The sequence below is a fragment of the Hydrogenophaga sp. genome, assembly GCF_031426985.1.
Lineage (GTDB): Bacteria > Pseudomonadota > Gammaproteobacteria > Burkholderiales > Burkholderiaceae_C > Hydrogenophaga.
The window spans coordinates 80209-104497 of record NZ_JASJOY010000043.1 but is presented as its reverse complement, the minus strand read 5'-3'; the positions used below and the strand labels follow the sequence as shown (position 1 = coordinate 104497).

The following is a 24289-nucleotide window of genomic DNA, read 5'->3' as shown; positions in this document are numbered from 1 at the left end:
GAGAGAACCCCATGAAGCGCTTGAACCCATCCCTGACCCGCCTTTCGGCGACGCTGTTGCTGGCCAGTGCGCTGGGCGCCTGCAGCAGCCAGGACCCGCAGGCACTCATCGCCTCGGCTCGCGAGAACCTGCAGAAGAACGACAACGCGACCGCGATCATCGAGCTCAAGAACGCGTTGCAGGAACAGAGCAACCTGCCCGAGGCGCGCCTGCTGCTCGGTCAGGCGTTGCTGGCCCAGGGGGACGCTGTGGGGGCCGAGGCCGAACTGCGCAAGGCGCGCGAGCAGAACCACAAACCCGATGAGGTTTCGCCGCTGCTCGCCCGTGCCTGGCTGGCTCAGGGCCAGGCCCGCAAGGTCACGGAAGCCTTCGATCAGGTGCGCCTGGAATCGCCCCAGGCGCAGGCCGCACTGCTGACCTCGCTGGCCGTGGCCTGGCGCGCCGAAGGCAAGGTGGAGAACTTCCGCCAGCGGCTGGAGGCCGCGCTGCAACTGCAGCCCGAATACGCGCCTGCGTTGATCGAGCGCGCGCGCCTGAAGGCTGCCGACCGCCAGTTCAACGAAGCGGTGGTGGAACTCGACCAGCTGATCCGGCGGGAACCCAAGAACGCCGAGGCGCACAAGTTGCGCGGTGACGTGCTGCTCTATGGCGTGAGGCAGCGCGACGAGGCCCTGGCCGCCTACCGCGCGGCGGTCGAAGCGGCGCCCAAGTTCCTGGACGGCCACGCGGCACTGGTGCGCATGTTGATGGCCGAGGGCAAGGCCGACGAGGCTGCGCAGGCGCTGGACAAACTGGTGGCCCTGGCGCCGAAGCATCCGGTCACGCTGTACCTGCAAACGCAGTTGGCCGTGCAGAAAAAGGACTTCAAGCTCGCCAAAGAGAAGGTGCAAGAGCTGCTCAAGCGCACGCCCGACAGCCCGACGGCCAACGAGATTGCCGGTGTGATCGAGTTGCAGGTCGGCTCTGTGGTCCAGGCGCAAACCTTGCTGAGCAAGGCCCTGCAGGCCGCACCCGGCCTGCATCTGGCGCGGCGTTCCCTGGTGCTGGCGCACCTGCGGGCGGGTCAGGTGGACCAGGCCATTGCCGCGTTGCCCGATGGTCTCAAGCCTGAGACCACGGACGCCGACACCGGCATGTTGTCGGTTGCCGGTCGGGCCTACATGGCCAAGGGCGACTTCGCCCAGGCGCAGGCGTATTTCAAGCGCGCCGCCGCGGCCGACCCGAAAGACCCGGGCAAGCGCACATCGCTCGCGCTGAGCCAGTTCCAGATGGGCCAGACGGACCTGGCGCTCAGCGAGCTCAACGACATTTCGGCGCAGGACAGTGGCATCGTGGCCGACATGGCGCTGATCAACGCCCACATGCAGCGGCGGGAGTTTGACAAGGCGCTCACCGCCATCGGCAACCTGGAGAAAAAGCGCGCCCAGGACCCGATGCCCAAGCACCTGCGCGGCCTGGCGCTGATGCTCAAAGGCGACCGGGCGGGTGCACGCAAGGCGTTCGATGAGTCGGTGGCGGTCGATGGCGAATACCTCGCGGCGGTGGCCGGTCTGGCCACGCTGGATCTGGCCGACAAGCAGCCCGACACCGCCATCAAACGGCTGGAAGCGCTGACCCAGCGATCGCCCAAAAACGCCCAGGCCTGGCTGGCCCTGGCCGACGTGCGCCAACGCACCGGCGCCCCGGCGGACAAGGTGGTGCAGGCCATCGAGCAGGCGGTGCAGGCCGCCCCGACCGAGGCCCGTCCGCGCGTCATGCTGGTGGAGCACCACTTGCGGCGCAAGGCCCATGCGGCCGCGCTGTCGGCCGCGCAGTCGGCGGTGGCGGCCCTGCCCGAGTCGGCCGATGTGGTGGCGGCGCTCGGGCGGGCGCAGGCCGCCAGTGGCGAGCACAACCAGGCGATCGCCAGCTTCAACAAGCTGGCTTCACTGGTGCCGAAATCGCCTGCGCCCTTCATGCTCATGGCCGGTGCCCAGGCCGCCAACAAGGACCCCAAGGCCGCCATGCAGAGCTTGAGCAAGGCCCTGGATATCCAGCCGGACTTCTTGCCCGCACAACGCGCACTGGCCGAACTGGCGTTGCAGAACCGGCAGCCCGAGCAGGCCCTGACGATCAGCAAGACGGTGCAGAAGCAGCGCCCGAAAGAAGCGATCGGTTTCTCGCTGGAAGGCGACATCCAGGCTGCTGGCAAGCAGTGGGACGCCGCCGTGACCGCCTACCGCGCCGGTCTCAAGCTCGCGGCCTCGCCCGAGATCGCCATCAAGCTGCATGCGGCACTGATCGCCAGCGGCAAGACGGCCGACGCAGAACGCTGGGCGGCCGAATGGAGCAAAGGTCACCCCAAAGACGTGGCCATGGCCATGTACCAGGGCGACCGCGCCATTGCGGCGGGGCAACTGCCGGTGGCTTCTGCTCTTTACGAGCGCGTGATCGCCCAACAACCGAACAATGCGTTGGCCCTGAACAACCTGGCCTGGCTGGCGGGGCAGCAAGGGCGTGGCGACGCCATTGCGCTGGCCGAAAAGGCCAATGCCGTCGCACCCAAGCAGCCCGCCTTCATGGATACCCTGGCCATGCTGCTGTCGGCCAAGGGCGAGCATGCCAAGGCGATCGACCTGCAAAAGAAAGTGCTGGAACTCAAGCCCGACGCGCCCGTGTTCAAACTGAACTTGGCGAAAATGCAGATCAAGGCGGGTGACAAGGCTGCGGCGCGCAAGTTGCTGGACGAACTCAGCGCCATGGGGGACAAGTTTTCGGGTCAGGCAGAAGTGCAGCGCCTGCTCAAGGATGCGGGGTGAAGAGTGTCGGGAAAATTGCCACTTTTGTCTTGGTCATGCCTGAAGTCAAGAGCGGCTGAAATTTTCTGTTTCAAATCAACCCACTGGGATGCCCGGGTTCTCAGGCAGGAATCTTGCTTGGTACACCCGGGAAATCATTGTTCCTCGGTGCAAACGCATCAACGAAACAGACACAGGTAGACGATCATGAGTGAAGACCTCTCAAAACACGAGCAGCATCAAGGCAGTGGCGGTGGTGTATCGCGGCGTCGGCTCATGCGCGCTGGGTTGTCAGCGGCACCGGTGGTCGTGGCGCTCAAGAGCAACAGTGTGCTGGCCGGGACCGGGACCGCGTACTGCGTCAAGCCGTCGACGTTTGCCTCATTGGGGGCGGCTGCGATCACCAATCCGAACGCGAGCCAATCGCCTCGGATCAACACCGACTACCGATGCTTCTCGCACGGCTACTGGAAGGAGCACAACACAGGACTGGTGCCCTCCAACTTCAAGGTCACGACAAAATTTCTTTCGATCTACAGCCCTGCCAGCCCGACTGGGTTCACCCGAAACCCGGGGGGGACCTTCTCGAACAAGAGCCTTCAACAGGTGTTCGACATGACCGGTGGTGGTGGCGACGTCGCGCTGGCGCGTCACGTGACGGCTGCGTATCTGACCGCAAGGGTCTACCCTTCGACGGCTCTTCTCTCGGCGGATGACTGCAAGAACATCTGGAACAGCGGCGGCACTTGGAGTCCTGTTGCGGGCGAAACCTGGACCCTGGCCCGATGGGTGGCGTATTTTGACTTCGTCCTTGGCTGATGCCGGTCGATTGCGCGTCGCCAACACCCTGTCCACAGCCGTCGGACCGATGGCTTTTGTCCCGCCCTCTCGATTTTGATCTGTGCCATTTCGACGATGGTGCGGTGCTGCACGATGATCTGGGTGCTTCCGTCATCCAGTTCTCGCCCGTGGCCGGCGAAGTTCTGCGCTTGCTCATGATCCATTCCTCGGGTGTGGACGTGCCGTTCCTGGCGCGCAGCCTTCTGGGGGACGAACTGGAGGAACACGATCAGGCGGCGGTGGAAAAGCTGCTGCAAGGTTTGAGGTCCCAGGGGCTGGTGGAGCGGCGGTCGCTGTGACCCTGGCTCCGCGGTTGGGCGAGATACCGCTGCCTGTTCTGACGCGGCGCCTACGGGAAGAGGGTGTCCGGCTGCGCGTGGCGCCGTTTGTGGTGAACATCCGAAGCGATGTTCCGGTCGTTGCAGAGGGTTTGATGGCCCTGTATGCCAGGCATGAGGTCCTTCCGGCTGCAGAAGACGGTTTTTCCGACTTCCATGTGGCGGTACTGGCCCGTCGCGGCTCGGGGCGCGCCAAATGCGTTTTTCAGATGGACGGCTTTGAGCCGTTCACCCCCTTGGCCATCAACGAGGCTTTTGCCTTTTTCGAATGGGGACTGAACTGGTGTGTCACCAGCCATTGCCACCGGTGGATCACCCTGCACGCGGCGGTTCTGGAGCGGGATGGCCGCGCGGTGTTGCTCCCGGCCCCGCCCGGCTCGGGCAAGAGCACGTTTTGTGCTGCCCTGATGATGGATGGCTGGCGCCTGTTGTCGGACGAGATGGTCCTGCTGGATCCGCAGACCTTGCAGGTGACGCCGTCGTCCCGCCCGATCAGCCTGAAGAACCGCTCCATCGACCTCATGAAGACGCGCGCGCCTGAGGCTCGCTTCGGCCCCATGGCACACGACACGCTCAAAGGAACGGTGTGCCACATGGCCATCTCTGATGAAAGCCTGGAAAAAGCGCAGTTGCCGGCGGCTCCGGCGTGGGTCGTGTTTCCACGTTACCAGCCCGGGACGGGTCTTTCGGTTGTGCCGCGAGGCAAGGCCAGTGCGTTGGCCGAACTGTTCTCCAACTGTTTCAACCATCAGGTGCATGGGCGCGATGGCTTTCGCGCCCTGGTGCGGCTGACAGAGCAGGTGAAAACATTCGACCTTGCATACGACGATCTGGACGGTGCGCTGGGCTGGATGGCGGCGCAGGTGGAGCTGCCATGAACGGATTGGCGGGCCTTGAGACCTTGTTGCAGACCCTGAAGCCGGGGGCCGATCTGGGCGCATTGGGCGAACGTGAGTGGGACCTTGTGGTGCGACTGGGGCGTGCCAGCGATTTGCTGGCGCGCATCGGCCAGCGCGCTGAGGCGCATCAGGCCCCGGTGCCGGCTCGCGTCGCGGTGCATTTGCAATCGGCCAGCCTGCTGGCCGAGCGGCAGCACCGGGAACTGGCGCTGGAGTTGCGTGTCATCGACCAGGTGTTTGTCGAGGCCGGCATCCCTGTGGTCGTGCTCAAAGGTGCCGCCTATGCGTTGGCCGGGCTGGACGCCGCTGATGGACGCATGGTGTCCGATATCGATCTGATGGTCCCGCCCGAATTGCTGCCGCAAGCGGAATCCGCTTTGATGATGGCGGGCTGGATTTCGGCCAATCGCGATGCCTACGATCAACGCTATTACCGCACGTGGATGCATGAGATCCCGCCGATGCGGCACATCAGTCGCGGGACGGTCATCGATCTGCACCACAACATCCTGCCGCCGACGGGGCGCATCAAGCTCGATGCGGGGCGCCTCATGGAGGCCGCGTTGCCCTTGCCATCCTTTGCGGGATTGCGCGTGCTGGCCCCCGTGGACATGCTGCTGCACAGTGCCGCGCATCTCACCCATGAAGGCGAACTCGACACCGGGTTGCGTGGCGTGGTGGATCTTGATGCGCTGGTGCGGGAGTTTTCGCAGGACGGGTCTTACTTCGATCGGTTGCTGCACCGGGCGGTCGAACTCAACCTGGGTCTTCCGCTTTTCCAGGCGCTCAGACTGACACGGCATGTCATGTCCACGCCATTGCCCTCCGGATGGCTGGAACAACTGGCCCAGGCTTCGGGATTTCATGCACAGTCAACACGGCAGGCTTGGCTGGAGCGTTGCTGGGAAGCGGCGGTGCTTCCGCGGCATCCGCTGCTGACCAACCGGTTGGCGCCCGTGGCCCGATCGGTTTTGTATCTGCGTGGCCATTGGCTGCGCATGCCGCCCGGCCTGCTGTTGCGGCACCTGTCGCGCAAGGCGATGCGGGCCGTTTTTGTTTCAGGGGCGGATCGTGAAAAGACGTGAAGCGTTCATGGCGGCTGCGCTGGGTCTCGTGGCGCTGGTCCATCCGGTGTCGAGCTTCGGGTCAACCTTGGCCGACACTGTGCCGCGCGTGAAAGCCGCCATCGTCATCGTGGGCACCTACAAGGCCACCGACAACCCGCGCTTTCAGCTGCGAGGCACGGGGTTTGTGGTGGGCGACGGCTCGCAGGTGGTGACCAACGCGCACGTGCTGCCCGAGTCCACCGGCTTGAGCGAGGCACCGGCGCTGGTGGTGCAGGTGCGGGGGGCGGACGGTCGGTGGCAGATGCGCGGGGTGGAGCGTCTGGCGCACAGCGACGAGTACGACCTGGCCCTTCTGCGCATGGAGGGCCCGGCCGTTGCCGCGCTGTCTCTGGGCGACTCAACGCGGGTGAGGGAGGGGGACGAGCTGGCCTTCACGGGGTTCCCCATTGGAGGGGTGCTGGGGTATTCGCCCGTGACCCACCGCGCCCTGGTGTCGTCGATCACCGAAGCGGCCTTGCCCAGTCCCTCTGCGCGCCAGTTGCAGGGGCGGGCCGTGCGCGGGCTGCGCAATGGCACCTTCCAAATCTTCCAGCTGGACGCCACGGCCTACCCCGGCAACAGCGGTGGGCCGTTGTTCAACCCGCAGACCGGTGAGGTCGTGGGGGTCATGAACATGGTGCTGATCAAGGGGACGCGCGAGTCGGCCCTGAGCCAGCCGTCGGGCATTTCCTACGCCATCCCTGCGGTCCATGTGAAAGAACTGCTGGCCCGGCCGGCGCAGCGCTGATGTGGAGCCACTGGGGCGCGGGCGCTGGTTTGAAACAGCTTCCGCGGCCCTTCGTTCAGCTGCGGTAGCCGCTCGGGTTGCCCTGCTGCCAGCGCCAGGCGTCTTCGCACATCTGCTGCAGTCCACGCTGCGCGGTCCACCCCAGCAGGCGTTGGGCCAGTGCAGGTTCTGCGTAGCACGCGGCCACGTCGCCCGCACGGCGTTCGGCGATGCGGTACGGGATCTCGCGGCCGCTCGCGGCCGACAGCGCCTTGACGATGTCCAGCACGCTGTAGCCTACGCCGGTGCCCAGGTTGGTTTGGGTGCAGCCTTCGTGACCCGCCAGGTATTCGATGGCGCGCAAATGGCCCAGTGCCAGGTCCACCACATGGATGTAGTCGCGCACGCCGGTGCCGTCGGGCGTGGGGTAGTCGCCACCCCAGACATTGAGGCACTCGCGCTGACCGATGGCGACCTGGGTGACGTAGGGCATGAGGTTGTTGGGAATGCCTTGCGGGTCTTCGCCGATCAGGCCGCTGGCGTGGGCGCCCACCGGGTTGAAGTAACGCAGGATGGCGACGCGCCAGGCCGGTTGGCTGTGCTGCAGTTCGCGCAGCATGTTCTCGATCACCAGCTTGGTCTGGCCATAGGGGTTGGTGGCCGAAAGCGGGTGGTCCTCGGTCAGGGGCAGTTTTTGCGGGTCACCATAGACCGTGGCCGACGAACTGAACACGATGCGGCGCACGCCTGTGGCCTCCATGGCTTCGAGCAGGCGCACCGTGCCCACCACGTTGTTGTCGTAGTACCGCAGCGGCTGCTGCACCGATTCGCCCACGGCCTTGAGCCCGGCGAAGTGGATGACGGCCGACGGCTGGCATTCGCTCAACGCGGCTTGCAGCGCGGCGCCGTCTCGGATATCGCCTTCGATGATGCGCACCGCCTTGCCGGTGATGCGCTCGACCCGTGCCAGCGATGTGCGGTGCGAGTTGCAGAAGTTGTCGAAGACGGTGACGTCGTGGCCTGCCTGCAGCAGTTCCACGCAGGTGTGAGAGCCGATGTAGCCGGCGCCGCCGGTGACGAAGATCATGTGGATGTCCCTTGAGGTATCTGCGAATGAAAATGCGGCCAAGCGCACGCAACAATGTGACTGTAATGGCTGCGTGCGGCCCGAAGGAGTGCGAACTTGGAACAGGTGGACGTGGTGGTGATCGGCGCCGGCGTGGTCGGTCTGGCGGTGGCCCGGGCGCTGGCCGTGGGCGAGCGTGAGGTGATGGTGCTGGAGCGGGAGGCTGCCATCGGTCAGGGCACCAGTTCGCGCAACAGCGAGGTGATCCATGCGGGCATTTATTACCCCGCCGGTTCGCTCAAAGCGCAGCTGTGCGTGCGCGGCAAGCACATGCTCTACGGGTACTGTGAGCAGCGCGGCGTGGCCCATCGCCGTTGCGGCAAGCTGATCGTGGCGAACACCCCGTCCCAGGTGGCGGCGCTGCCGGCCATCGTGCAAAAAGCGCGGGCCAATGGGGTGGACGACCTGGTGCTGCTCACGCGCGAGCAGGCGCGGGCGATGGAGCCGCACCTGAAATGCCTGGCCGCGTTGCATTCACCGTCCACCGGCATCGTGGACAGCCACGCCCTCATGCTGACCCTGCAAGGGGACCTGGAGAACGCGGGCGGCCTGGTCGCCTGCCACAGCGCGGTCGATCGGCTGCGGGCGGTGGCAGGGGGCATCGAGGTGCATGCCGCGGACGGTACGGCGTTGCGGGCCCGCATGGTCGTCAACGCCGCCGGGCTGCAGGCCTGTGGTCTGGCGCAGCGCACCGAGGGGCTGGACCCCTGCCATGTGCCGCGGCCGTGGTACGCCAAGGGCAGTTACTTCACGTTGGCGGGGCGGTCGCCGTTCCAGCACCTGATCTACCCGGCGCCGGAGCCAGACAAGCACCTCGCGGGACTGGGCGTGCACCTGACCATCGACCTGGGCGGTCAGGCCAAGTTCGGCCCCGACGTTCAATGGGTGGACGATCCGGAGGCGCTGCAGGTCGATCCGGCCCGTGGCGATGGCTTCTACGCCGAGGTGCGCAAATACTGGCCCGGCCTGCCCGACGGCGCGCTGCTGCCGGGCTACGCGGGCATGCGGCCCAAGATCAACGGCCCCCACGAGGCTGCGGCCGATTTCCGCATCGACGGCCCGGCGGTGCACGGCGTGCCGGGACTGGTGAACCTGTTCGGCATCGAGTCGCCGGGCCTGACGAGCTGTCTGGCCATTGGCGAACACGTGGCCGGGCTGCTCAGCGCCCGGTCTTGAGGGCCTGCGCCGCCTCGCGCACCAGGGCCGGCCCCTTGTAGATCAGGCCGGTGTAGATCTGCACCACGTCGGCACCGGCGGCGATCTTGCTCACCGCATCGGCGCCGCTGAGGATGCCGCCGACACCGATGATGGGGAAGCGCTTGCCCAGCGCCGCGCGCAGCTGGCGGATCACGCGGTTGCTGGCTTCGAGCACCGGCGCACCCGAGAGACCGCCGGTTTCTTCGGCGTGCGGCAGGCCTTTGACCGCATCACGGCTGAGCGTGGTGTTGGTGGCGATCACGCCCAGGCGGCCGTTGGCCTGGCCATCGGCACCGCAGCCGTAGCGCTGCAGCGTGGCGGCGATGACGCCGATCTGCGCGTCGTCCAGATCGGGCGCGATCTTCAGGAACACGGGCGCCTCTTTGCCGTGGCGCTGGGCCAGCTGTTCGCGGCGCTGCATCACCGCGCCCAGCAGGGCGTCCAGGGCCTCGTCGCTCTGCAGGCTGCGCAGGTTCTTGGTGTTCGGGCTGGAGATGTTGACCGTCACGTAGTCCGCGTGCGGGTAGACGCCGTCCAGGCAGGTGAGGTAGTCGTCCGTGGCCTGCTCGATGGGCGTGGCGGCGTTCTTGCCGATGTTCAGCCCCAGCAGCATGGGGGCATCACCCGCATTTTTCCGGAAACGCGCCTTCTGCACGTTGGCCAGGAAGGCGTCCAGCCCCTCGTTGTTGAAGCCCAGGCGGTTGATCAGCGCGTTGCGTTCGGGGAGGCGGAACATGCGCGGCTTGGGGTTGCCCGGCTGCCCCTTGGGGGTGACAGTGCCGACTTCCACGAAGCCGAAACCCATGGCCGCCAGGCCGTCGATGCAGCGCGCGTTCTTGTCCAGGCCTGCCGCCAGCCCAACGCGGTTGGGAAAACGCAGGCCGGCCAGGGTGACGGGGTCGTCGATGCGCTTTTCGCCCCACAGGCAGTTCAGCGGCGAGTGCTGGAAACGCGCGATGTTGTCCAGCGTCAGTTCGTGGGCGGTTTCGGGGTCCAGGCCAAACAGGAAGGGGCGGGCGAGACCGTAGGGCAAAAGGGACATTGGATAATCACAAAATTCGTAGCAACCCCGGATTGTCTCAAATGACCCAAGACGAACTCAAAGCCCTGGTGGGCCAGGCCGCCCTGCAATACGTCACCCCCGGCGAGATCGTCGGCGTGGGCACCGGCTCCACCGTCAACAAGTTCATCGACGCCCTGGCGTCGATCAAGGACCAGATCAAGGGGGCTGTGTCCAGCTCCGTGGCCTCGACCGCGCGCCTGCAGGCGCTGGGCATTCCGGTGTTCGAGGCCAACGACGTGGCCGAACTGTCGGTCTACATCGACGGTGCCGACGAGATCGACGCCAGCGGCCACATGGTCAAGGGCGGTGGCGCGGCGCTCACGCGCGAGAAGATCGTGGCGGCCCAGTCGCGCCGCTTCGTCTGCATCGCCGACGAATCCAAGATGGTCAAGCACCTGGGTGCCTTCCCGCTGCCGGTGGAGGTCATCCCCATGGCCACGGCGCGTGTGGCACGCCAGTTCGCCGCCATGGGCGGCAAGGCGACGGTGCGGATGAAAGACGGGCAGCCGCTGGTGACCGACAACGGTCAGCACATCCTGGACGTGACGGGCCTGCAGATTGCCGACCCGCTGGGCTTCGAGAGCCAGGTCAACCAGTGGCCCGGCGTGGTGACGGTGGGGGTGTTTGCGCACCAGAAGGCCAGCGTCTGCCTGCTGGGCACCAGCGCGGGTGTGAGAACGCTGAACTTCTGACGACGGGCCAGGGCGATCTCGACACTCAGGGCGCCTCGCGCCCTGGGTGCCATCCGGGTCAGAAGCGGATGCCGGCCGGGTTGGTCACGGGCGGGGCGACCGGCACAGCGGCCGGGCCAGCTGCGGCCGGCGCAGGACTCTTGGGTGCGGCCGCTTCCACCGGTTTGATGGCCACCAGCGGTGCGGGCGCCGGGCGCTGGTAACCGCTGGGCAGCTGGGACTGCTTGGGGTAACCGGCGGCGTCCAGGTACTGCGACCATTCACCATCCGAATAGCCCTTGATCTGCTGTCCGCCGATCGTCAGGAACGGCAGGGTGCCGTCGTTGTTGAGGCGTTTGAGCGTTTCGACGTCCTGCGCGGTCGTGACCGTTTTCTCCGCATACGGAATGCCCCGTGCGTTGAGCAGGTTGCGGCCGCTGTTGCAGGGCCCGCACTCCTTGCTGGTGTACAGCGTCACCGGGTAGCGGCTGCTCACCTGGCGCAGTTCGTAGGGCAGTTGCCCGCCCGCCGCGCCGGTGGACGCGCCGGCGCCAGCCGCCGCCTTGGCGGTGGGCTCGGCGATCGGTGGCTGGTCTGAAAACGTGACGCGGCCGTCCGGCCCCACGATGCGGTAGACGCTCTGGGCCAGCGCCGGCAGGGCCAGCAAGCCCAGCACAGACAGCGACACGGCGGTGAAACGGGCAGGTTTCATGGCGACAACTCCTTGTGATCGCTTATCGGCAAGCGCAACGGCAACTCAAGCCATGCCCTGGTGGCGCAGCAGGGCATCGATGCTGGGCTCGCGGCCGCGGAAGGCCTTGAACGACTCCATCGCCGGGCGGCTGCCGCCGGCCTCAAGGATGGCCTGGCGGTAGCGGCGACCCGTTTCCACGTCCAGCGTGTTGCGGCCAGCGGCCTGCGCGGCCTCTTCGAAGGCGGCGTAGGCGTCGGCCGACAGCACCTCGGCCCATTTGTAGCTGTAGTAGCCGGCCGAATAACCGCCGGCAAAGATGTGGCTGAAGGTGTTGGCGGTGCGGCTGTAGGCGGGCGGCTGCAGCACAGCCACCTCGGCACGCACCTGCTGGAGCAAGGCCAGCATGGCGGGACCCGAGGTGACCGGCTCGGGCTGGCTGTGCAGCAGCATGTCGAACAGCGAAAACTCCACCTGGCGCAGGGTTTGCAGGCCGCTCTGGAAGTTCTTGGCGGCCAGCATCTTGTCGTACAGCGCGCGCGGCAGCGGCTCGCCGTTTTCCACGTGGGCGGTCATGTGCTTGAGCACGTCCCATTCCCAGCAGAAGTTCTCCATGAACTGGCTGGGCAGTTCCACCGCGTCCCATTCCACACCGCTGATGCCCGAGACGTCGCGCTCGTTCACCTGGGTGAGCATGTGGTGCAGGCCGTGGCCGAACTCGTGGAAGAGGGTGATGACGTCGTCGTGCGTCAGCAGCGGCGGCTTGCCGTTGACGCCCTCGGCGAAGTTGCACACCAGGTGGGCCACCGGCGTCTGCAGCGCGCCGGTGTCCGGGCGCAGCCAGCGGGCGCGCACGTCGTCCATCCAGGCGCCACCGCGTTTGCCGGTGCGGGCCGATGGGTCGAGGTAGAACTGGCCCACCAGCTGCACCCCGGCGGGCGTGCTGCGTTCGATGCGGTAGAACTCCACCGAGGGGTGCCAGACCGGCGCGCTGTCCCGGCGGATGGCCACCTCGAACAGCGTTTCGATGATCTGGAACAGGCCAGCCAGCACCTTGGGGGCCGTGAAATACGGTTTGACTTCCTGTTCGCTGAAGGCGTAGCGCGCTTCCTTGAGCTTCTCGCCGATGTACGGCCAGTCCCAGGGCTGCGGGTCCTTCAGGCCCAGCTGTTCGCTGGCGAAGCTGCGCATGTCGGCCAGGTCCTGCTCGGCGTACGGGCGGGCTTTTTTCGCGAGGTCGCGCAGAAAGCCCATCACCTGCTCGGGCGACTCGGCCATCTTGGGCACCAGCGACACGTCGGCAAAGTGCCGGTGGCCCAGCAACCGGGCCTCTTCGTGGCGCAGGGCCAGCAGTTCACCCATGATGGCGGTGTTGTCGAACTTCACCGCTTCACCCTCGGCCTGCTCGCTGGCGCGCGTGACGTAGGCCTGGTAGAGCTGCTGTCGCAGCGCGCTGCTGTGGGCGAACTGCATCACCGGCAGGTAGCAGGGCATCTTGAGCGTGAGCTTGTGACCCGTCTTGCCTTCGGCCTGTGCGGCGGCGGCCGTGGCCTGCTGCACGTCGTCCGGCACACCGGCCAGTTCGGCCGTGTCCACGTAGAGGGCAAACGCGTCGGTGGCGTCCAGCGCGTTCTCGCTGAACTTCTGTGCCAGCTCGGCGTGGCGTTCCTGGATGGCGGCAAAGCGTTCTTTGGCCGCGCCTTGCAACTCGGCGCCACCGAGCACAAAGCCGCGCATGGCGTTCTTGTGGGCCTGTGCCTGCTCAGGCGTCAGCTTGGCCGGGTCCATGGCCTTGTACTGGGCGTACAGGCGTTCGTCGGCGCCCAGGCGGGTCCAGAACTCGGTCACCTTGGGCAGCGCCTCGTTGTAGGCGGCGCGCAACTCGGGGGTGTCGGCCACGCTGTTGAGGTGGCTGATGGCGCCCCAGGCCCGGCCCAGGCGTTCGGTCGCCACGTCCAGCACCCGGGCGATACCCGCCCAGTCGGCCGGGAAATCGGCTGCCGTCACGCGTTCCAGGGCGGCGCTGGCGTCGGCCAGCAGGGTGTCCATGGCGGGCACGACCTGGGCCGGGGTGATGGCATCAAACAGCGGAAGGTCGGCGGGGGCGAGCAGGGCGTTGGTCGGAGCGGCAGCGTTCATGCGGTTTCAGATGGTGCGCGGAAAGGGAAGTTCAAGCCGGGCCGCCCCGGGGCTGGGCGCGCACCGACCGGTTCGGGTCACTGAGCGCTTTTTTTCACGCTCTTTTGCAGCACCTTGGCGCGCTTGACCTGGCCGCCGGTGGTCAGGCGCTGGTTGCCCAGCACCCGCACCACCTTGACCTCGGGACGCTGGCCGCCGCGCTTGCTGAACTTCAGCACCTTGACGTCCTTGGGGCCGGGCATGCGGTCTTCGTCGACCACTTTGGCCTTCTCGGGCAGGGGGCGCCAGAGCACCAGCAGCTTGCCGATGTGCTGGATCGGCGCGGCGTCCAGTTCGTCGGACAGGGTCTGCAGCATGGCTTCGCGCGCGGCGCGGTCGTCGCTGAACACGCGCACCTTGATCAGGCCGTGGGCCTTGAGGGCGGCGTCCACTTCTTTCTTGACGGCGGCGGTCAGACCGTCCCCCCCGACGAGGACGACGGGGTCGAGGTGGTGGGCATCGGCGCGATGGACTTTGCGCTGGGCGGGAGTGAGTGTGATCTGGGGCATGGGACAATTATCGTTTACACAGAACTGAAAAGACCTTTATGGGCATGAAAGTCAAGACCCAGAGCAAGAAGGTCAACAAGGCCTGGCTCAACCAGCACGTCAACGATCCTTATGTGCGGCTCGCACAAAAGGACGGCTTTCGTGCGCGTGCCGCCTACAAACTCAAGGAAATCGACGAATCGCTCGGGCTGATCCGCCCTGGCGATGTTGTCGTGGACCTGGGTTCCACCCCCGGCGCCTGGAGCCAGTACCTGCGCCGGCGCCTGAGCCCGGACGGGGCGGCGGTGGGCGAACTCGATGGCCGCATCCTGGCGCTGGACCTGCTGCCCATGGACCCGATCGAGGGCGTGCAGTTTCTTCAGGGCGACTTCCGTGAAGAAGCGGTGCTGGCCCAGCTGGTGCAGGCGCTGGCGGACCACGGGGTCGACAAGGTGGACGTGGTGGTGTCGGACATGGCGCCCAACCTGTCGGGCATTGGGTCCACCGATGCGGCCCGCATCGAGCTGCTGGTGGAGCTGGCGGTGGATTTCTCCGTTCGGCACCTCAAGGCCGATGGCGCGCTGGTGGTCAAGGTTTTCCACGGTGGCGCGTACGACGCCCTGGTGGCCCTGTTCCGTCAGACCTTCAAGGTGGTCAAAACCTTCAAGCCCAAGGCCTCGCGCGACCAATCTTCTGAAACCTTTCTGGTGGGCCGGGGTCTGAAATGAATGTTCAAGCCCCCACCGTTGGTCGGTGAAGCCCAGAGCCAGGGCGCTGAACGCCGAAAAATGCGATGGACGCGATAGCAAGCGTCATGGCATTCGTCAAGACCAGGGCTTCTTGAAAGTCCTAAAATGGGCCCGACATGCCTTTCTCTGACAACTCTGCAGCCAGGAGCCGCACTTGAACAACCAGTGGTTCTCGAAAATCGCCGTGTGGATGGTCATCGCCATGGTGCTTTTCACCGTCTTCAAACAGTTCGACGGTCGCGCGGCCGCCGGTGCTGGCTACGTCGGCTACTCCGAGTTCCTGGACCAGGTGAAGGCCCAGCAAATCAAGAGCGCCACCATCCAGGAAGGGCAGGGCGGTACTGAGATCGTCGCGGTCACCCAGGACGACCGCCGCATCCGCACCACCGCCACCTACCTCGACCGCGGTCTGGTGGGCGATCTGATCAACAACAATGTCAAGTTTGATGTGCGCCCGCGCGAAGAGGGCTCGCTGCTCATGACCCTGCTGGTCAGCTGGGGACCGATGCTGCTGCTGATCGGCGTCTGGATCTACTTCATGCGCCAGATGCAGGGCGGCGGCAAGGGCGGCGCCTTCAGCTTCGGCAAGAGCAAGGCCCGCATGCTCGACGAGAACAACAACACCGTGACCTTCGCCGACGTGGCCGGTTGCGATGAGGCCAAGGAAGAAGTGAAGGAAGTCGTGGATTTCCTGAAAGATCCGGCCAAGTTCCAGAAGCTGGGAGGCCGCATCCCGCGCGGTCTGCTGCTGGTCGGCCCCCCGGGCACCGGCAAGACCCTGCTGGCCAAAGGCATTGCCGGTGAAGCCAAGGTGCCGTTCTTCAGCATCTCGGGTTCTGACTTCGTGGAAATGTTCGTCGGCGTGGGCGCGGCCCGTGTGCGCGACATGTTCGAGAACGCCAAGAAGAACGCGCCCTGCATCATCTTTATCGACGAAATCGACGCCGTCGGCCGCCAGCGTGGCGCCGGCCTGGGCGGTGGCAATGACGAACGCGAACAGACCCTCAACCAGATGCTGGTCGAGATGGACGGCTTCGAGACCAACCTGGGCGTGATCGTGGTGGCCGCCACCAACCGCCCGGACATCCTCGACGCCGCCCTGTTGCGCCCGGGGCGTTTCGACCGCCAGGTCTATGTGACGCTGCCTGACATCCGCGGCCGCGAGCAGATCCTGAACGTGCACATGCGCAAGGTGCCGCTGGGCACCGACGTGAACGCCAGCGTGATCGCCCGCGGCACGCCCGGCATGAGCGGCGCCGACCTGGCCAACCTGTGCAACGAAGCCGCCCTGATGGCCGCCCGCCGCAATGCGCGCGTGGTCGAGATGCAGGACTTCGAGAAGGCCAAAGACAAGATCTTCATGGGCCCCGAGCGCAAGAGCATGGTGATGCCTGAGGAAGAGCGCAGGAACACCGCCTACCACGAGGCTGGCCATGCCCTGATCGGCAAGCTGCTGCCCAAGTGCGACCCGGTGCACAAGGTCACGATCATCCCGCGTGGCCGCGCGCTGGGCGTGACCATGAGCCTGCCGGCGCAGGACCGCTACAGCTACGACAAGGACTACATGCTGAACCAGATCAGCATGCTGTTCGGTGGCCGCATCGCCGAAGAAGTGTTCATGCACCAGATGACCACCGGCGCCAGCAATGACTTCGAGCGCGCGACCTCCATCGCCCGCGACATGGTGATGCGCTACGGCATGACCGACGCGCTGGGCCCGATGGTCTACGCCGAGAACGAGGGCGAGGTGTTCCTGGGCCGTTCGGTGACCAAGACCACCAACATGAGCGAGCAGACCATGCAGAAGGTCGACGCCGAGGTGCGCCGCATCATCGACGCCCAGTACAAGCTGGCGCGCGGCCTGATCGAAGAGCACAGCGACAAGATGCACGCCATGGCCACGGCCCTGCTGGAATGGGAAACCATCGACGCCGACCAGATCGACGACATCATGGCCGGCAAGCCGCCCCGTCCGCCCAAGGACTGGACGCCGCGTAACCCCTCGGTTGGCGGTGGTGGCAGCGGTGGCACCCCGGCGGTGAGCACCGATCCGGCGCCGACCGCGGCCTGATCGCTCACACGCTTCTTCCTCAACGGGGCCTTTGGGCCCCGTTGTCCATTTTCGGAACCCTTGTTCATGCACTGGCAGACCACCCGATTCCAGATCGACCTGAGCCGACCGCAGGTCATGGGCATCGTCAACGTGACGCCCGATTCCTTTTCCGACGGCGGGCAGCACGCCAGCAGCACCGCAGCCTTGCGGCACTGTGAGCAGCTGCTCAAGGCCGGTGCTGACATCCTGGACATTGGGGGGGAGTCGACCCGGCCCGGCAGCCCGGCGGTGACGCTGGACGAAGAACTCGCCCGGGTGCTGCCCGTGGTGCGCGGCGCGGTGGGCCTGGGCGTGCCGGTGTCGGTGGACACCTACAAGCCCGAGGTGATGCGGGCGGTGCTGGACCTGGGGGCCGACATCGTCAACGACGTCTGGGCGCTGCGCCGGGGCGATGCCTTGCAGGCGGTGGCGGCGCATCCCGGCTGCGGCGTCTGCCTGATGCACATGCACCGCGATCCGCAGACCATGCAGGCCGCGCCCATGGACGGCGATGTGCTGGTGCCGGTGCGGGACTTCCTGCAGGCCCGTGCCCAGGCCTTGCGCGCGCTGGGCGTGGGCGCCGACCGCATCACGCTGGACCCGGGCATCGGTTTTGGCAAGACGGTGGCGCAGAACTTCAGCCTGCTCACCCGCCAGTCCGAACTGCTGGACCTGGGTTACCCCTTGCTCGCCGGCTGGTCCCGCAAGTCGTCGCTGGGGGCCGTGACCGGGCGCGAGCGGCCGGCCGACCGGTTGGCCGCCAGTGTGGCCGCGGCCCTGCTGGCGGTGGACCGCGGGGCGCGTGTTGTGCGCGTGCACGATGTGCGTGACACCGTGGACGCGCTCAAGGTCTGGCGGGCGGTCGCAGCCGTTTGAGCGCATCGGGGCACCGATAATCGAAGGCTGACCAACCCCATCGCCGCCGAGGCGATGGCGACCGTTGCCACCCGCAGAACAACAGCAGAGGACTCTCCATGACCCGCCAATATTTCGGCACCGACGGTATCCGTGGCACCGTCGGCCAGGCCCCGATCACCCCCGATTTTGTGCTGCGCCTGGCGCACGCCGTGGGCCGCGTGCTCAAGCGCGGCGAGGCCCGCCCCACGGTGCTGATCGGCAAGGACACCCGCATTTCCGGCTACATGCTCGAAGCCGCGCTGGAGTCCGGCTTCAACTCCGCCGGGGTGGACGTGGTGCTGCTGGGCCCCGTGCCCACGCCGGCCGTGGCCTACCTCACGCGGGCGCAGCGCGCCAGCCTGGGCGTGGTCATCAGCGCCAGCCACAACCCGTTCGCCGACAACGGCATCAAGTTCTTCAGCGCCCAGGGCAGCAAGCTGTCCGACGATTGGGAGCGCGCGGTGGAAGCCGCGCTGGACGAGGCGCCGGTGTGGGTGGACTCGGCCAACCTGGGCAAGTCGCGCCGGCTGGACGATGCGTCGGGCCGTTACATCGAGTTCTGCAAGAGCACCTGCTCGCACAGCTTCAGCCTCAAGGGCCTGAAGATCGTGGTCGATGGCGCCCACGGCGCGGCGTACCACATCGCGCCCGATGTGTTCCACGAACTGGGGGCCGAGGTCATCAAGATCGGTTGCAGCCCGGACGGCCTGAACATCAACAAGGGCGTGGGCGCCACCCACCCCGAGGCCCTGGTGGCGGCGGTGAAAGAACACGGCGCGCACTACGGCATCGCGCTCGACGGCGATGCCGACCGCCTGCAGATGGTGGACGCCAGCGGCCGCCTGTTCAACGGCGACGAGCTGCTGTACCTGATCGCGGCCGACCGCATTGCGCGCGACATCGACGTGCCGGGTGTGGTGGGCACGCTCATGACCAACATGGCGGTCGAGGTCGCGTTCAAAAAGAAGGGTGTGAAGTTCGTGCGCGCCAAGGTGGGTGACCGCTACGTGCTCGAAGAGTTGGAGCGCCACGGCTGGGTGCTGGGGGGCGAAGGCTCCGGGCACCTGCTGGTGCTGGACCGCCACACCACGGGCGACGGCCTGGTCTCGGCCTTGCAGGTGCTGCACGCCTGCGTGGACAGCGGCAAGACCATGGCCCAGTTGCTGGCCGACGTGACCCTGTTCCCGCAGACCCTGATCAACGTGCGCCTGCAGCCCGGCCAGGACTGGAAGGCCAACACGCTGCTGCCCGCCGAAACCCAGGCGGTGGAAGCCGAGCTGGGTGAGACCGGCCGCGTGCTGATCCGTGCCAGCGGCACCGAGCCGCTGCTGCGCGTGATGGTGGAAGCGCGCGACCCGCAGCAGGCGCAGGCCTGCGCCGAGCGGCTGGTGGCCGCGGTGAAGGCCGGCTGATGGCGGCCGCTCTCTCGGTGCGTCGGGCGGACTACGCGGACCCGGTCGACGCCGCGGCGCTGGTGTGGCTCTTGGACGCGTACGCGAGCGATCCGGCCGGTGGCGGCGAACCGCTGAGCGAATTTGCGAAAACCCACCTGGTGCGAGAACTCGCCGCACGCCCTCAGGCCTTCAGCATCCTGGCTTTCGACGGCGCGCAGGCGGTTGGGCTGGTCAACTGCATCGAAGGTTTTTCGACCTTCAAATGCCGGCCGCTGGTCAACGTGCACGACGTGGCCGTGCTGGCCAGCCACCGTGGTCGTGGCATTGCCGAGCAGATGCTGGCCCTGGCCGAGACCATCGCCCGCGAACGCGGTGCGGTGAAGATGACGCTGGAGGTGCTCTCGGGCAATGCGCCGGCGGTCAAGCTCTACACACGCATCGGTTACGAGGGCTACCAGCTGGACCCCGCGATGGGGACCGCCCAGTTCTTCCAGAAGTGGTTGTGACCTGAGCGGCACGGCCGCGCCAGGCGCTGGTCCGGACCGCTCGCCAGCGCTTTCAGATCCGGCGCTCGTTCGCGGCGGCTGGCGTGCGCGGCAAATGAAGAAAAAACGCTGAACCCTCGCCCTGCCGGGAGGTGGCCCAGATGCGCCCGCCGTGGGCCTGGACAATGCGCTGGCAGAGGGCCAGTCCGATGCCATCGCCCTCGAAGCTTTCGTCGGGTGCCGCGCGACCGAACATCTGGAAGATCTGCGGCGCCATCGCCTCATTGAATCCATGGCCGTTGTCTTCGATGCACAGGGTCCAGCCGCTGGCGGAGGCCACGCATGAAAAATGCAGGCGCGTCGGTGACTGTGCCTGGCTGTACTTGAAGGCGTTGTCGATCAGGTTGATCCAGACCTCCCGCAGCAGCACCGGATCGGCCCAGACCGCCGGAAGGGTCTGCGCGCCGGTGCCGCAGAACTCGCGCTCCGGGAAGGAAGCCGCCACCTCGTGCAGGCATTCCTCCACCATGCCCTCCATCACGACCCAGGACGGGTTGATGCCGCGCCGGCCCATGCGCGAGAACGCCAGCATGCCCTCGATCAGGGACTGCATGCGCACACCCGCGCCCACGATCTTGCGGCAGAAGGCCTGGGCCGATCGGGTGTCGCCCAAAGCCAGTGACTCCTGCACGATCTCGGCGTAGCTGACCATGTGCCTGATCGGTTTCTTGAGGTCGTGAGACAGCGCGTGGGAGAACGCCTCCAGCGACCGGTTGGCTTCTTCCAGGTGGCGGGTGCGCTGGTCCACCATGACCTGCAACTTTTCGTTGGTCAGCCGTTTCTGCTCGATCAGATCTTTGTAGACGGTGACGTCCTGGATGGTCCAGGTGCTGGCGGAACGGGTGCCGTCGCTGTGCCGCTCGGGCACCCCGCGACAGCGAACCCATCGCCGCTGTCCCCGGTGGGTGGTGATCGGCAGTTCCTGATCGAACTCGCCACCGTTCTCCAGCACCGTCTTCAGGCACTGGCTCAGGGTCCAGTGCGCGGACGGCGCGACGTAACCCAGCAGCGTCTGCAAGCTTTTGGGGGCGTCATCGTCGGCCGGGCGTTCGAGAATCCAGTCCACCTCGCTGGACCACTGCATGTGGCCCGTGTCGGCGTCAAACTCCACCCGTCCCAGGCGCGCCAGCCGCTGCGCCACCTGCAGGTGGTGCTGAAGCCGGGCGTTGGCTTGCTCCAGCGCGCGTTTGTCGCTGATGTCGGTCTGGAGGGAGAAGTACGCGACGGGTTGGCCACGGCTGTCGCGGATGGGCTCGATGTTCAGCGAGACGGTGTAGGAGGTCCCGTCTTTGCGGTAGTTGATCATCTCCACGCCAGAGACCGACAGACCCTGGCGCAGCCGTTGGCCGACCTTGGCGCTGACCTGCTGGTTCGTCAGCGGTCCTTTGACCAGTTCGCCGGCCCGTTGGCCCTGTGCTTCGCGGAGCGTCCAGCCCGTGATGTCGGTGTAGGTCTGGTTGACCCAGCGCACGCGCTGTTCGGCGTCGGTGATCACCACCATGTTGGCGCTTTGGGCCACGATTGTTTCAAGGATCCGCAACCACGAACTCAGGTCGTTGCGTTCTTCGGTGTCATCGAGCAAAGCGTCCCCTTCTCTTGCGCATGTCGTTTTCTGTTGTGCGCGCGACGCTGCCGCTCGCTGGAGGGCGAGGCGCACGCGCGGTGGTTGACCACGATCATCGACGAACGGCTTTTTCTTCGGCGCGCCTATATGCACGTTTAGTGACGAGACGCGCAGCGCGGTGGGGGCTTGTGCCGGGTGGGCCGGGGCCTGACCGGTAGCATGCGTTACACGCCGGTGGTGACCGCTCAGGCCGGCGCTCCCCGGCAGGCCCCCGCCCTGTGCCCCGAGTTGGACCATCCCGAAGACCGCGTGCCGATGAGAAAGAACACCCAGCGGAAGACAAGACCCGGAACCCCGCCCCGTTGCGAACACTGTTCAACGCGGGGGCGCTGTCTGTTCGCTGTGTTGCCCCAGCCGCAGTACGACGAGTTCAGCGCCCTGATTCGGGAGCGCACCGTCGCGGTGGGGGAGACGGTGGAGTTTCAGGGGTGTAACGGCGACGCTTTCGGTGTGGTCAAGGTGGGTCTGCTCAAGGCCGTGCGCCAGGGGGCGGGCAGTGGCGACCGGGCCATTGCCCTGCTGGGCAAGGGGCGCCTGATCGGGGTCACGCTGCCGTTCGCCCAGTCCGCGCTGCTGAGCCTGGTGGCGATCACCCCGATGCGGATCTGCGAGGTGGATGTGCAGGCGGTCAGGCGCATCGCCTTGCAGCAGCCGCTCTTCCAGCAGGCGATTTACCGCACGGTCGCGGCCTTCGTCGGCAGCGTGGCCGACTGGTCGCGGCTGGTGCGCGAAGACAGCTTTCTCGTCAAGGTGTGCGTGGCCTTGCACCTGATCGCGGCCGAAGAGGGCAGCCAGGCCTTCCGCATCCCCAGCCATGTGGAACTGGCCAGCGTGCTCGGGGCGCGGCGCGAAACCGTCGCGCGGCAGATCGCCGTCCTGATCGAACGGGGCATGTTCCGCAAGGTGGATCGCTGGCACGGGGTGCTGACCTCCGTGGGGTGCGACGGCCTTTCCGAACTCTGAGCGGGTGCGAACGCATCCTGCCCATCCGCTTGTGCCGTGCGGGTGCATGCACCCCTTCTGAATCCGGACGGCCCCGTGCCATCGTGGGCGGGGCCGCCGGGGGCGGGTTTCAATAGAGCAGGAACGGCTTCCGGGTGTCGATCCACGCGGCCTCGTCTGGCCCGGCCACTGCGTCCAGATCGGCGGCCGTGGCCGCCGGGTTGTCCACCCACTCGCGCAACGCCGGCCCGCCGTTGATGAGGTCGATGGCCAGGCGGTCGTGTTCGTATTCGTAGGCGAAGTCGCGCCACAGCGGGTAGTCGGGCTGTTGCAGCCGCACGGCCTTGAAGGCCAGGGCCTGCAGGCGCCAGGGCTGGAACGCCGCGTGGTCGTAGTGCGTGGGGTCTTCCACATGGATCTGCACGCCGGCGCAGAGTTTTCCCACGTGCTTGTGGAAGGTCGGCTCGAACCAGCAGGCGCGCAGCCGGCAGCCGGCCAGCCACTGCGGCGCGAGGCGGCGCATGTCGGCCAGCAGGCGCGTGGTGTCAATGTCGGGCGCACCGAAGAGTTCGAGCGGGCGTGTGGTGCCGCGGCCCTCGCTGAGCGTGGTGCCTTCGAGCATCACGGTGCCGGCGTAGGCGCGGGCCATCGACAGGTTGGCGGCGTTCGGGCTGGGGTTGACCCAGGTGCGATCCGTCGGCCAGCCGAAGCCGGGCGCCGCGTCGGGGGCCCAGCCTTCCATGGTGATGACGCGGTAGTCCACGTCGAGCTGGAGCTGGGCGATGAACCAGTGGCCCAGCTCGCCCATGGTCATGCCGTGGCGCATGGGCATGGGGCCGGCGCCGACGAAGCTTTCCCAGCCCTCGCGCAGCAGCGTGCCTTCCACCGGGCGGCCGGCGGGGTTGGGGCGGTCCAGCACCCAGACCGCCTTGCCGTGTTGCGCGGCGGCTTCGAGCACGTAGCGCAGCGTGGTGATGAAGGTGTAGATGCGGCAGCCCAGGTCCTGCAGGTCCACCAGCAGCACGTCGAAGATGTCCATCATCGCGTCGGTCGGGCGGCGCACGGTGCCGTAGAGGCTGAAGACCGGGATGCCCAGGGCCGGGTCGGTGAAGTCGGGCGACTCGACCATGTTGTCCTGCTTGTCGCCGCGCAGGCCGTGCTGCGGGCCGAAGGCCGCGGTCAGCCGCACATCCGGCAGGGCGGCCAGGGCGTCCAGCGAATGGGTCAGGTCGCGCGTGACCGAGGCCGGGTGGGCCAGCAAGGCGACGCGGCGGCCGGCCAGCGGGGCGCGCAGCGCGGGGTCTTCGAGAAAGCGTTCGAGGCCGAATTTCATGGGGTCGGAGCGGAAGAAAGAAGGGCGGGCAGGTCGGGCAGCGTTTGCCAGCCGCCGCGGTGGTGGAAGTCCGGGCGCGGGGCCGGGTGTTGCAGCGCCCAGTAGCTGAGCTGGCCGTCGGTGGTTTCGATGACCGCCGTCAGGCCGATGTCCCAGGGGGTGGCGGGGTCGGGCAGGGCGTGCCAGGGCAGCCAGGCCTGCAGCGACAGCGTCTGCGGTGTGAGGTCCAGGGCGATGCGGGGCCGCACCGGGGCGCCGACGGCTTCGGCAGCCATGTCGCGCTGGCGCGGGCCGCTGAACCGGTAGGCCGCCCATTGGCCGGACGGGGCGAAGTTGAACTCGCGGTACGCGCCGTCGCCGGTCACGCCGACGAAGGCTTCGAAGCAGCTGTGTTGCCACAGGCCGTCGGCCGGTCCGGGCGTGGCCGGCGCGGGCAGGCGCAGTCGGCGGGTGTCGCCTTGCAGTGCGTAGTGCAGCAGCAGGCCGGGGCCGGTGTCGCCGGTGGTGGCCGACAGGCGCACACCGATCTGCAGGGGCAACGGGCAGGGGCTGGCCGGGTGGCAGACCAGCGGGTGAAGAGCGAAAGACGGGGCGTGTGTCACAGCCCCGTAT

Annotated in this window: 22 protein-coding genes; 14 read left to right on the top strand and 8 right to left on the bottom strand. The window is 66.9% G+C overall.

Annotated features, from left to right (window positions below):
• The first annotated feature begins 11 nt into the window (after nucleotides 1-11).
• From prsT to RMP09_RS05975, 6 genes are all read left to right on the top strand, one after another.
• Nucleotides 12-2798 (top strand): XrtA/PEP-CTERM system TPR-repeat protein PrsT, encoded by a 2787-nt coding sequence (gene prsT / locus RMP09_RS06000; RefSeq protein ID WP_310565092.1) that lies wholly within the window; start codon nucleotides 12-14, stop codon nucleotides 2796-2798.
• Between the two features lie 186 nt (nucleotides 2799-2984).
• Nucleotides 2985-3596 carry a hypothetical protein gene (locus RMP09_RS05995; protein WP_310565091.1) on the top strand — a complete coding sequence of 204 codons (612 nt, stop codon included), beginning with the start codon at nucleotides 2985-2987 and terminating at the stop codon, nucleotides 3594-3596.
• Nucleotides 3597-3652: 56 nt separating this feature from the next.
• Complete coding sequence (locus RMP09_RS05990; protein WP_310565090.1) at nucleotides 3653-3916, top strand: hypothetical protein; 264 nt, start codon at nucleotides 3653-3655, stop codon at nucleotides 3914-3916.
• Nucleotides 3913-4833, top strand: coding sequence for an HprK-related kinase A (locus RMP09_RS05985; protein ID WP_310565089.1), 921 nt, complete (start codon nucleotides 3913-3915; stop codon nucleotides 4831-4833). The genes RMP09_RS05990 and RMP09_RS05985 overlap by 4 nt, the downstream gene beginning before the upstream one ends.
• Nucleotides 4830-5939, top strand: coding sequence for a nucleotidyltransferase family protein (locus RMP09_RS05980; RefSeq protein WP_310565088.1), 1110 nt, complete (start codon nucleotides 4830-4832; stop codon nucleotides 5937-5939). Before RMP09_RS05985 ends, RMP09_RS05980 begins: the two co-directional genes overlap by 4 nt.
• A complete protein-coding gene (locus tag RMP09_RS05975) occupies nucleotides 5926-6708 on the top strand; it encodes a serine protease (protein ID WP_310565087.1) in 783 nt (260 codons plus the stop codon). The genes RMP09_RS05980 and RMP09_RS05975 overlap by 14 nt, the downstream gene beginning before the upstream one ends.
• Nucleotides 6709-6763: 55 nt before the next feature.
• On the opposite strand, the gene galE is transcribed toward RMP09_RS05975, so the two are convergent.
• Nucleotides 6764-7774, bottom strand: a complete 1011-nt coding sequence (gene galE, locus RMP09_RS05970) for a UDP-glucose 4-epimerase GalE (protein ID WP_310565086.1) — start codon at nucleotides 7772-7774, stop codon at nucleotides 6764-6766.
• A 96-nt stretch (nucleotides 7775-7870) separates the two neighbouring features.
• Here galE and RMP09_RS05965 point away from each other — a divergent pair, with 96 nt between their 5' ends.
• A complete protein-coding gene (locus tag RMP09_RS05965) occupies nucleotides 7871-8989 on the top strand; it encodes an NAD(P)/FAD-dependent oxidoreductase (RefSeq protein WP_310565085.1) in 1119 nt (372 codons plus the stop codon).
• Here the strand turns inward: RMP09_RS05965 and RMP09_RS05960 are convergent.
• A complete protein-coding gene (locus RMP09_RS05960; protein WP_310565084.1) occupies nucleotides 8973-10052 on the bottom strand; it encodes a quinone-dependent dihydroorotate dehydrogenase in 1080 nt (359 codons plus the stop codon). The two genes, RMP09_RS05965 and RMP09_RS05960, sit on opposite strands and share 17 nt — an antisense overlap.
• 41 nt (nucleotides 10053-10093) lie before the next feature.
• Between RMP09_RS05960 and rpiA the strand changes: the two genes are divergently transcribed.
• The gene (rpiA, locus tag RMP09_RS05955; protein ID WP_310565083.1) at nucleotides 10094-10765 is read left to right on the top strand and encodes a ribose-5-phosphate isomerase RpiA; all 672 of its coding nucleotides are present in this window, start codon (nucleotides 10094-10096) and stop codon (nucleotides 10763-10765) included.
• Between the two features lie 58 nt (nucleotides 10766-10823).
• Here rpiA and RMP09_RS05950 read toward each other — a convergent pair whose 3' ends face one another.
• The 3 genes from RMP09_RS05950 to RMP09_RS05940 form a co-directional block, all read right to left on the bottom strand.
• Nucleotides 10824-11456 carry a glutaredoxin family protein gene (locus RMP09_RS05950; protein ID WP_310565082.1) on the bottom strand — a complete coding sequence of 211 codons (633 nt, stop codon included), beginning with the start codon at nucleotides 11454-11456 and terminating at the stop codon, nucleotides 10824-10826.
• 45 nt (nucleotides 11457-11501) lie between these two features.
• Nucleotides 11502-13574: a M3 family metallopeptidase gene (locus RMP09_RS05945; RefSeq protein ID WP_310565081.1), complete on the bottom strand. Its 2073-nt coding sequence runs from the start codon at nucleotides 13572-13574 to the stop codon at nucleotides 11502-11504.
• 77 nt (nucleotides 13575-13651) lie between these two features.
• Complete coding sequence (locus tag RMP09_RS05940; protein ID WP_310565080.1) at nucleotides 13652-14122, bottom strand: YhbY family RNA-binding protein; 471 nt, start codon at nucleotides 14120-14122, stop codon at nucleotides 13652-13654.
• Between the two features lie 44 nt (nucleotides 14123-14166).
• Between RMP09_RS05940 and RMP09_RS05935 the strand changes: the two genes are divergently transcribed.
• The 5 genes from RMP09_RS05935 to RMP09_RS05915 all read left to right on the top strand — a co-directional run bounded on the left by RMP09_RS05935 (nucleotide 14167) and on the right by RMP09_RS05915 (nucleotide 19739).
• Nucleotides 14167-14829: an RlmE family RNA methyltransferase gene (locus RMP09_RS05935; RefSeq protein ID WP_310565079.1), complete on the top strand. Its 663-nt coding sequence runs from the start codon at nucleotides 14167-14169 to the stop codon at nucleotides 14827-14829.
• A 175-nt stretch (nucleotides 14830-15004) separates the two neighbouring features.
• The gene (ftsH, locus tag RMP09_RS05930; RefSeq protein ID WP_310565078.1) at nucleotides 15005-16921 is read left to right on the top strand and encodes an ATP-dependent zinc metalloprotease FtsH; all 1917 of its coding nucleotides are present in this window, start codon (nucleotides 15005-15007) and stop codon (nucleotides 16919-16921) included.
• Between the two features lie 66 nt (nucleotides 16922-16987).
• Nucleotides 16988-17818, top strand: coding sequence for a dihydropteroate synthase (folP, locus tag RMP09_RS05925; protein ID WP_310565077.1), 831 nt, complete (start codon nucleotides 16988-16990; stop codon nucleotides 17816-17818).
• 98 nt (nucleotides 17819-17916) lie between these two features.
• Nucleotides 17917-19251, top strand: coding sequence for a phosphoglucosamine mutase (gene glmM, locus RMP09_RS05920; protein WP_310565076.1), 1335 nt, complete (start codon nucleotides 17917-17919; stop codon nucleotides 19249-19251).
• Complete coding sequence (locus RMP09_RS05915) at nucleotides 19251-19739, top strand: GNAT family N-acetyltransferase (protein ID WP_310565075.1); 489 nt, start codon at nucleotides 19251-19253, stop codon at nucleotides 19737-19739. Before glmM ends, RMP09_RS05915 begins: the two co-directional genes overlap by 1 nt.
• A 52-nt stretch (nucleotides 19740-19791) precedes the next feature.
• On the opposite strand, the gene RMP09_RS05910 is transcribed toward RMP09_RS05915, so the two are convergent.
• Nucleotides 19792-21639: a sensor histidine kinase gene (locus RMP09_RS05910; RefSeq protein ID WP_310565151.1), complete on the bottom strand. Its 1848-nt coding sequence runs from the start codon at nucleotides 21637-21639 to the stop codon at nucleotides 19792-19794.
• A 108-nt stretch (nucleotides 21640-21747) separates the two neighbouring features.
• On the opposite strand from RMP09_RS05910, the gene RMP09_RS05905 reads away from it, so the two are divergent.
• Nucleotides 21748-22365 carry a Crp/Fnr family transcriptional regulator gene (locus RMP09_RS05905; protein ID WP_310565074.1) on the top strand — a complete coding sequence of 206 codons (618 nt, stop codon included), beginning with the start codon at nucleotides 21748-21750 and terminating at the stop codon, nucleotides 22363-22365.
• Nucleotides 22366-22474: 109 nt separating this feature from the next.
• On the opposite strand, the gene RMP09_RS05900 is transcribed toward RMP09_RS05905, so the two are convergent.
• Nucleotides 22475-23677 carry a DUF1343 domain-containing protein gene (locus tag RMP09_RS05900; RefSeq protein WP_310565073.1) on the bottom strand — a complete coding sequence of 401 codons (1203 nt, stop codon included), beginning with the start codon at nucleotides 23675-23677 and terminating at the stop codon, nucleotides 22475-22477.
• Complete coding sequence (locus RMP09_RS05895) at nucleotides 23674-24279, bottom strand: DOMON-like domain-containing protein (protein ID WP_310565072.1); 606 nt, start codon at nucleotides 24277-24279, stop codon at nucleotides 23674-23676. Before RMP09_RS05895 ends, RMP09_RS05900 begins: the two co-directional genes overlap by 4 nt.
• Between the last annotated feature and the right edge of the window lie 10 nt (nucleotides 24280-24289).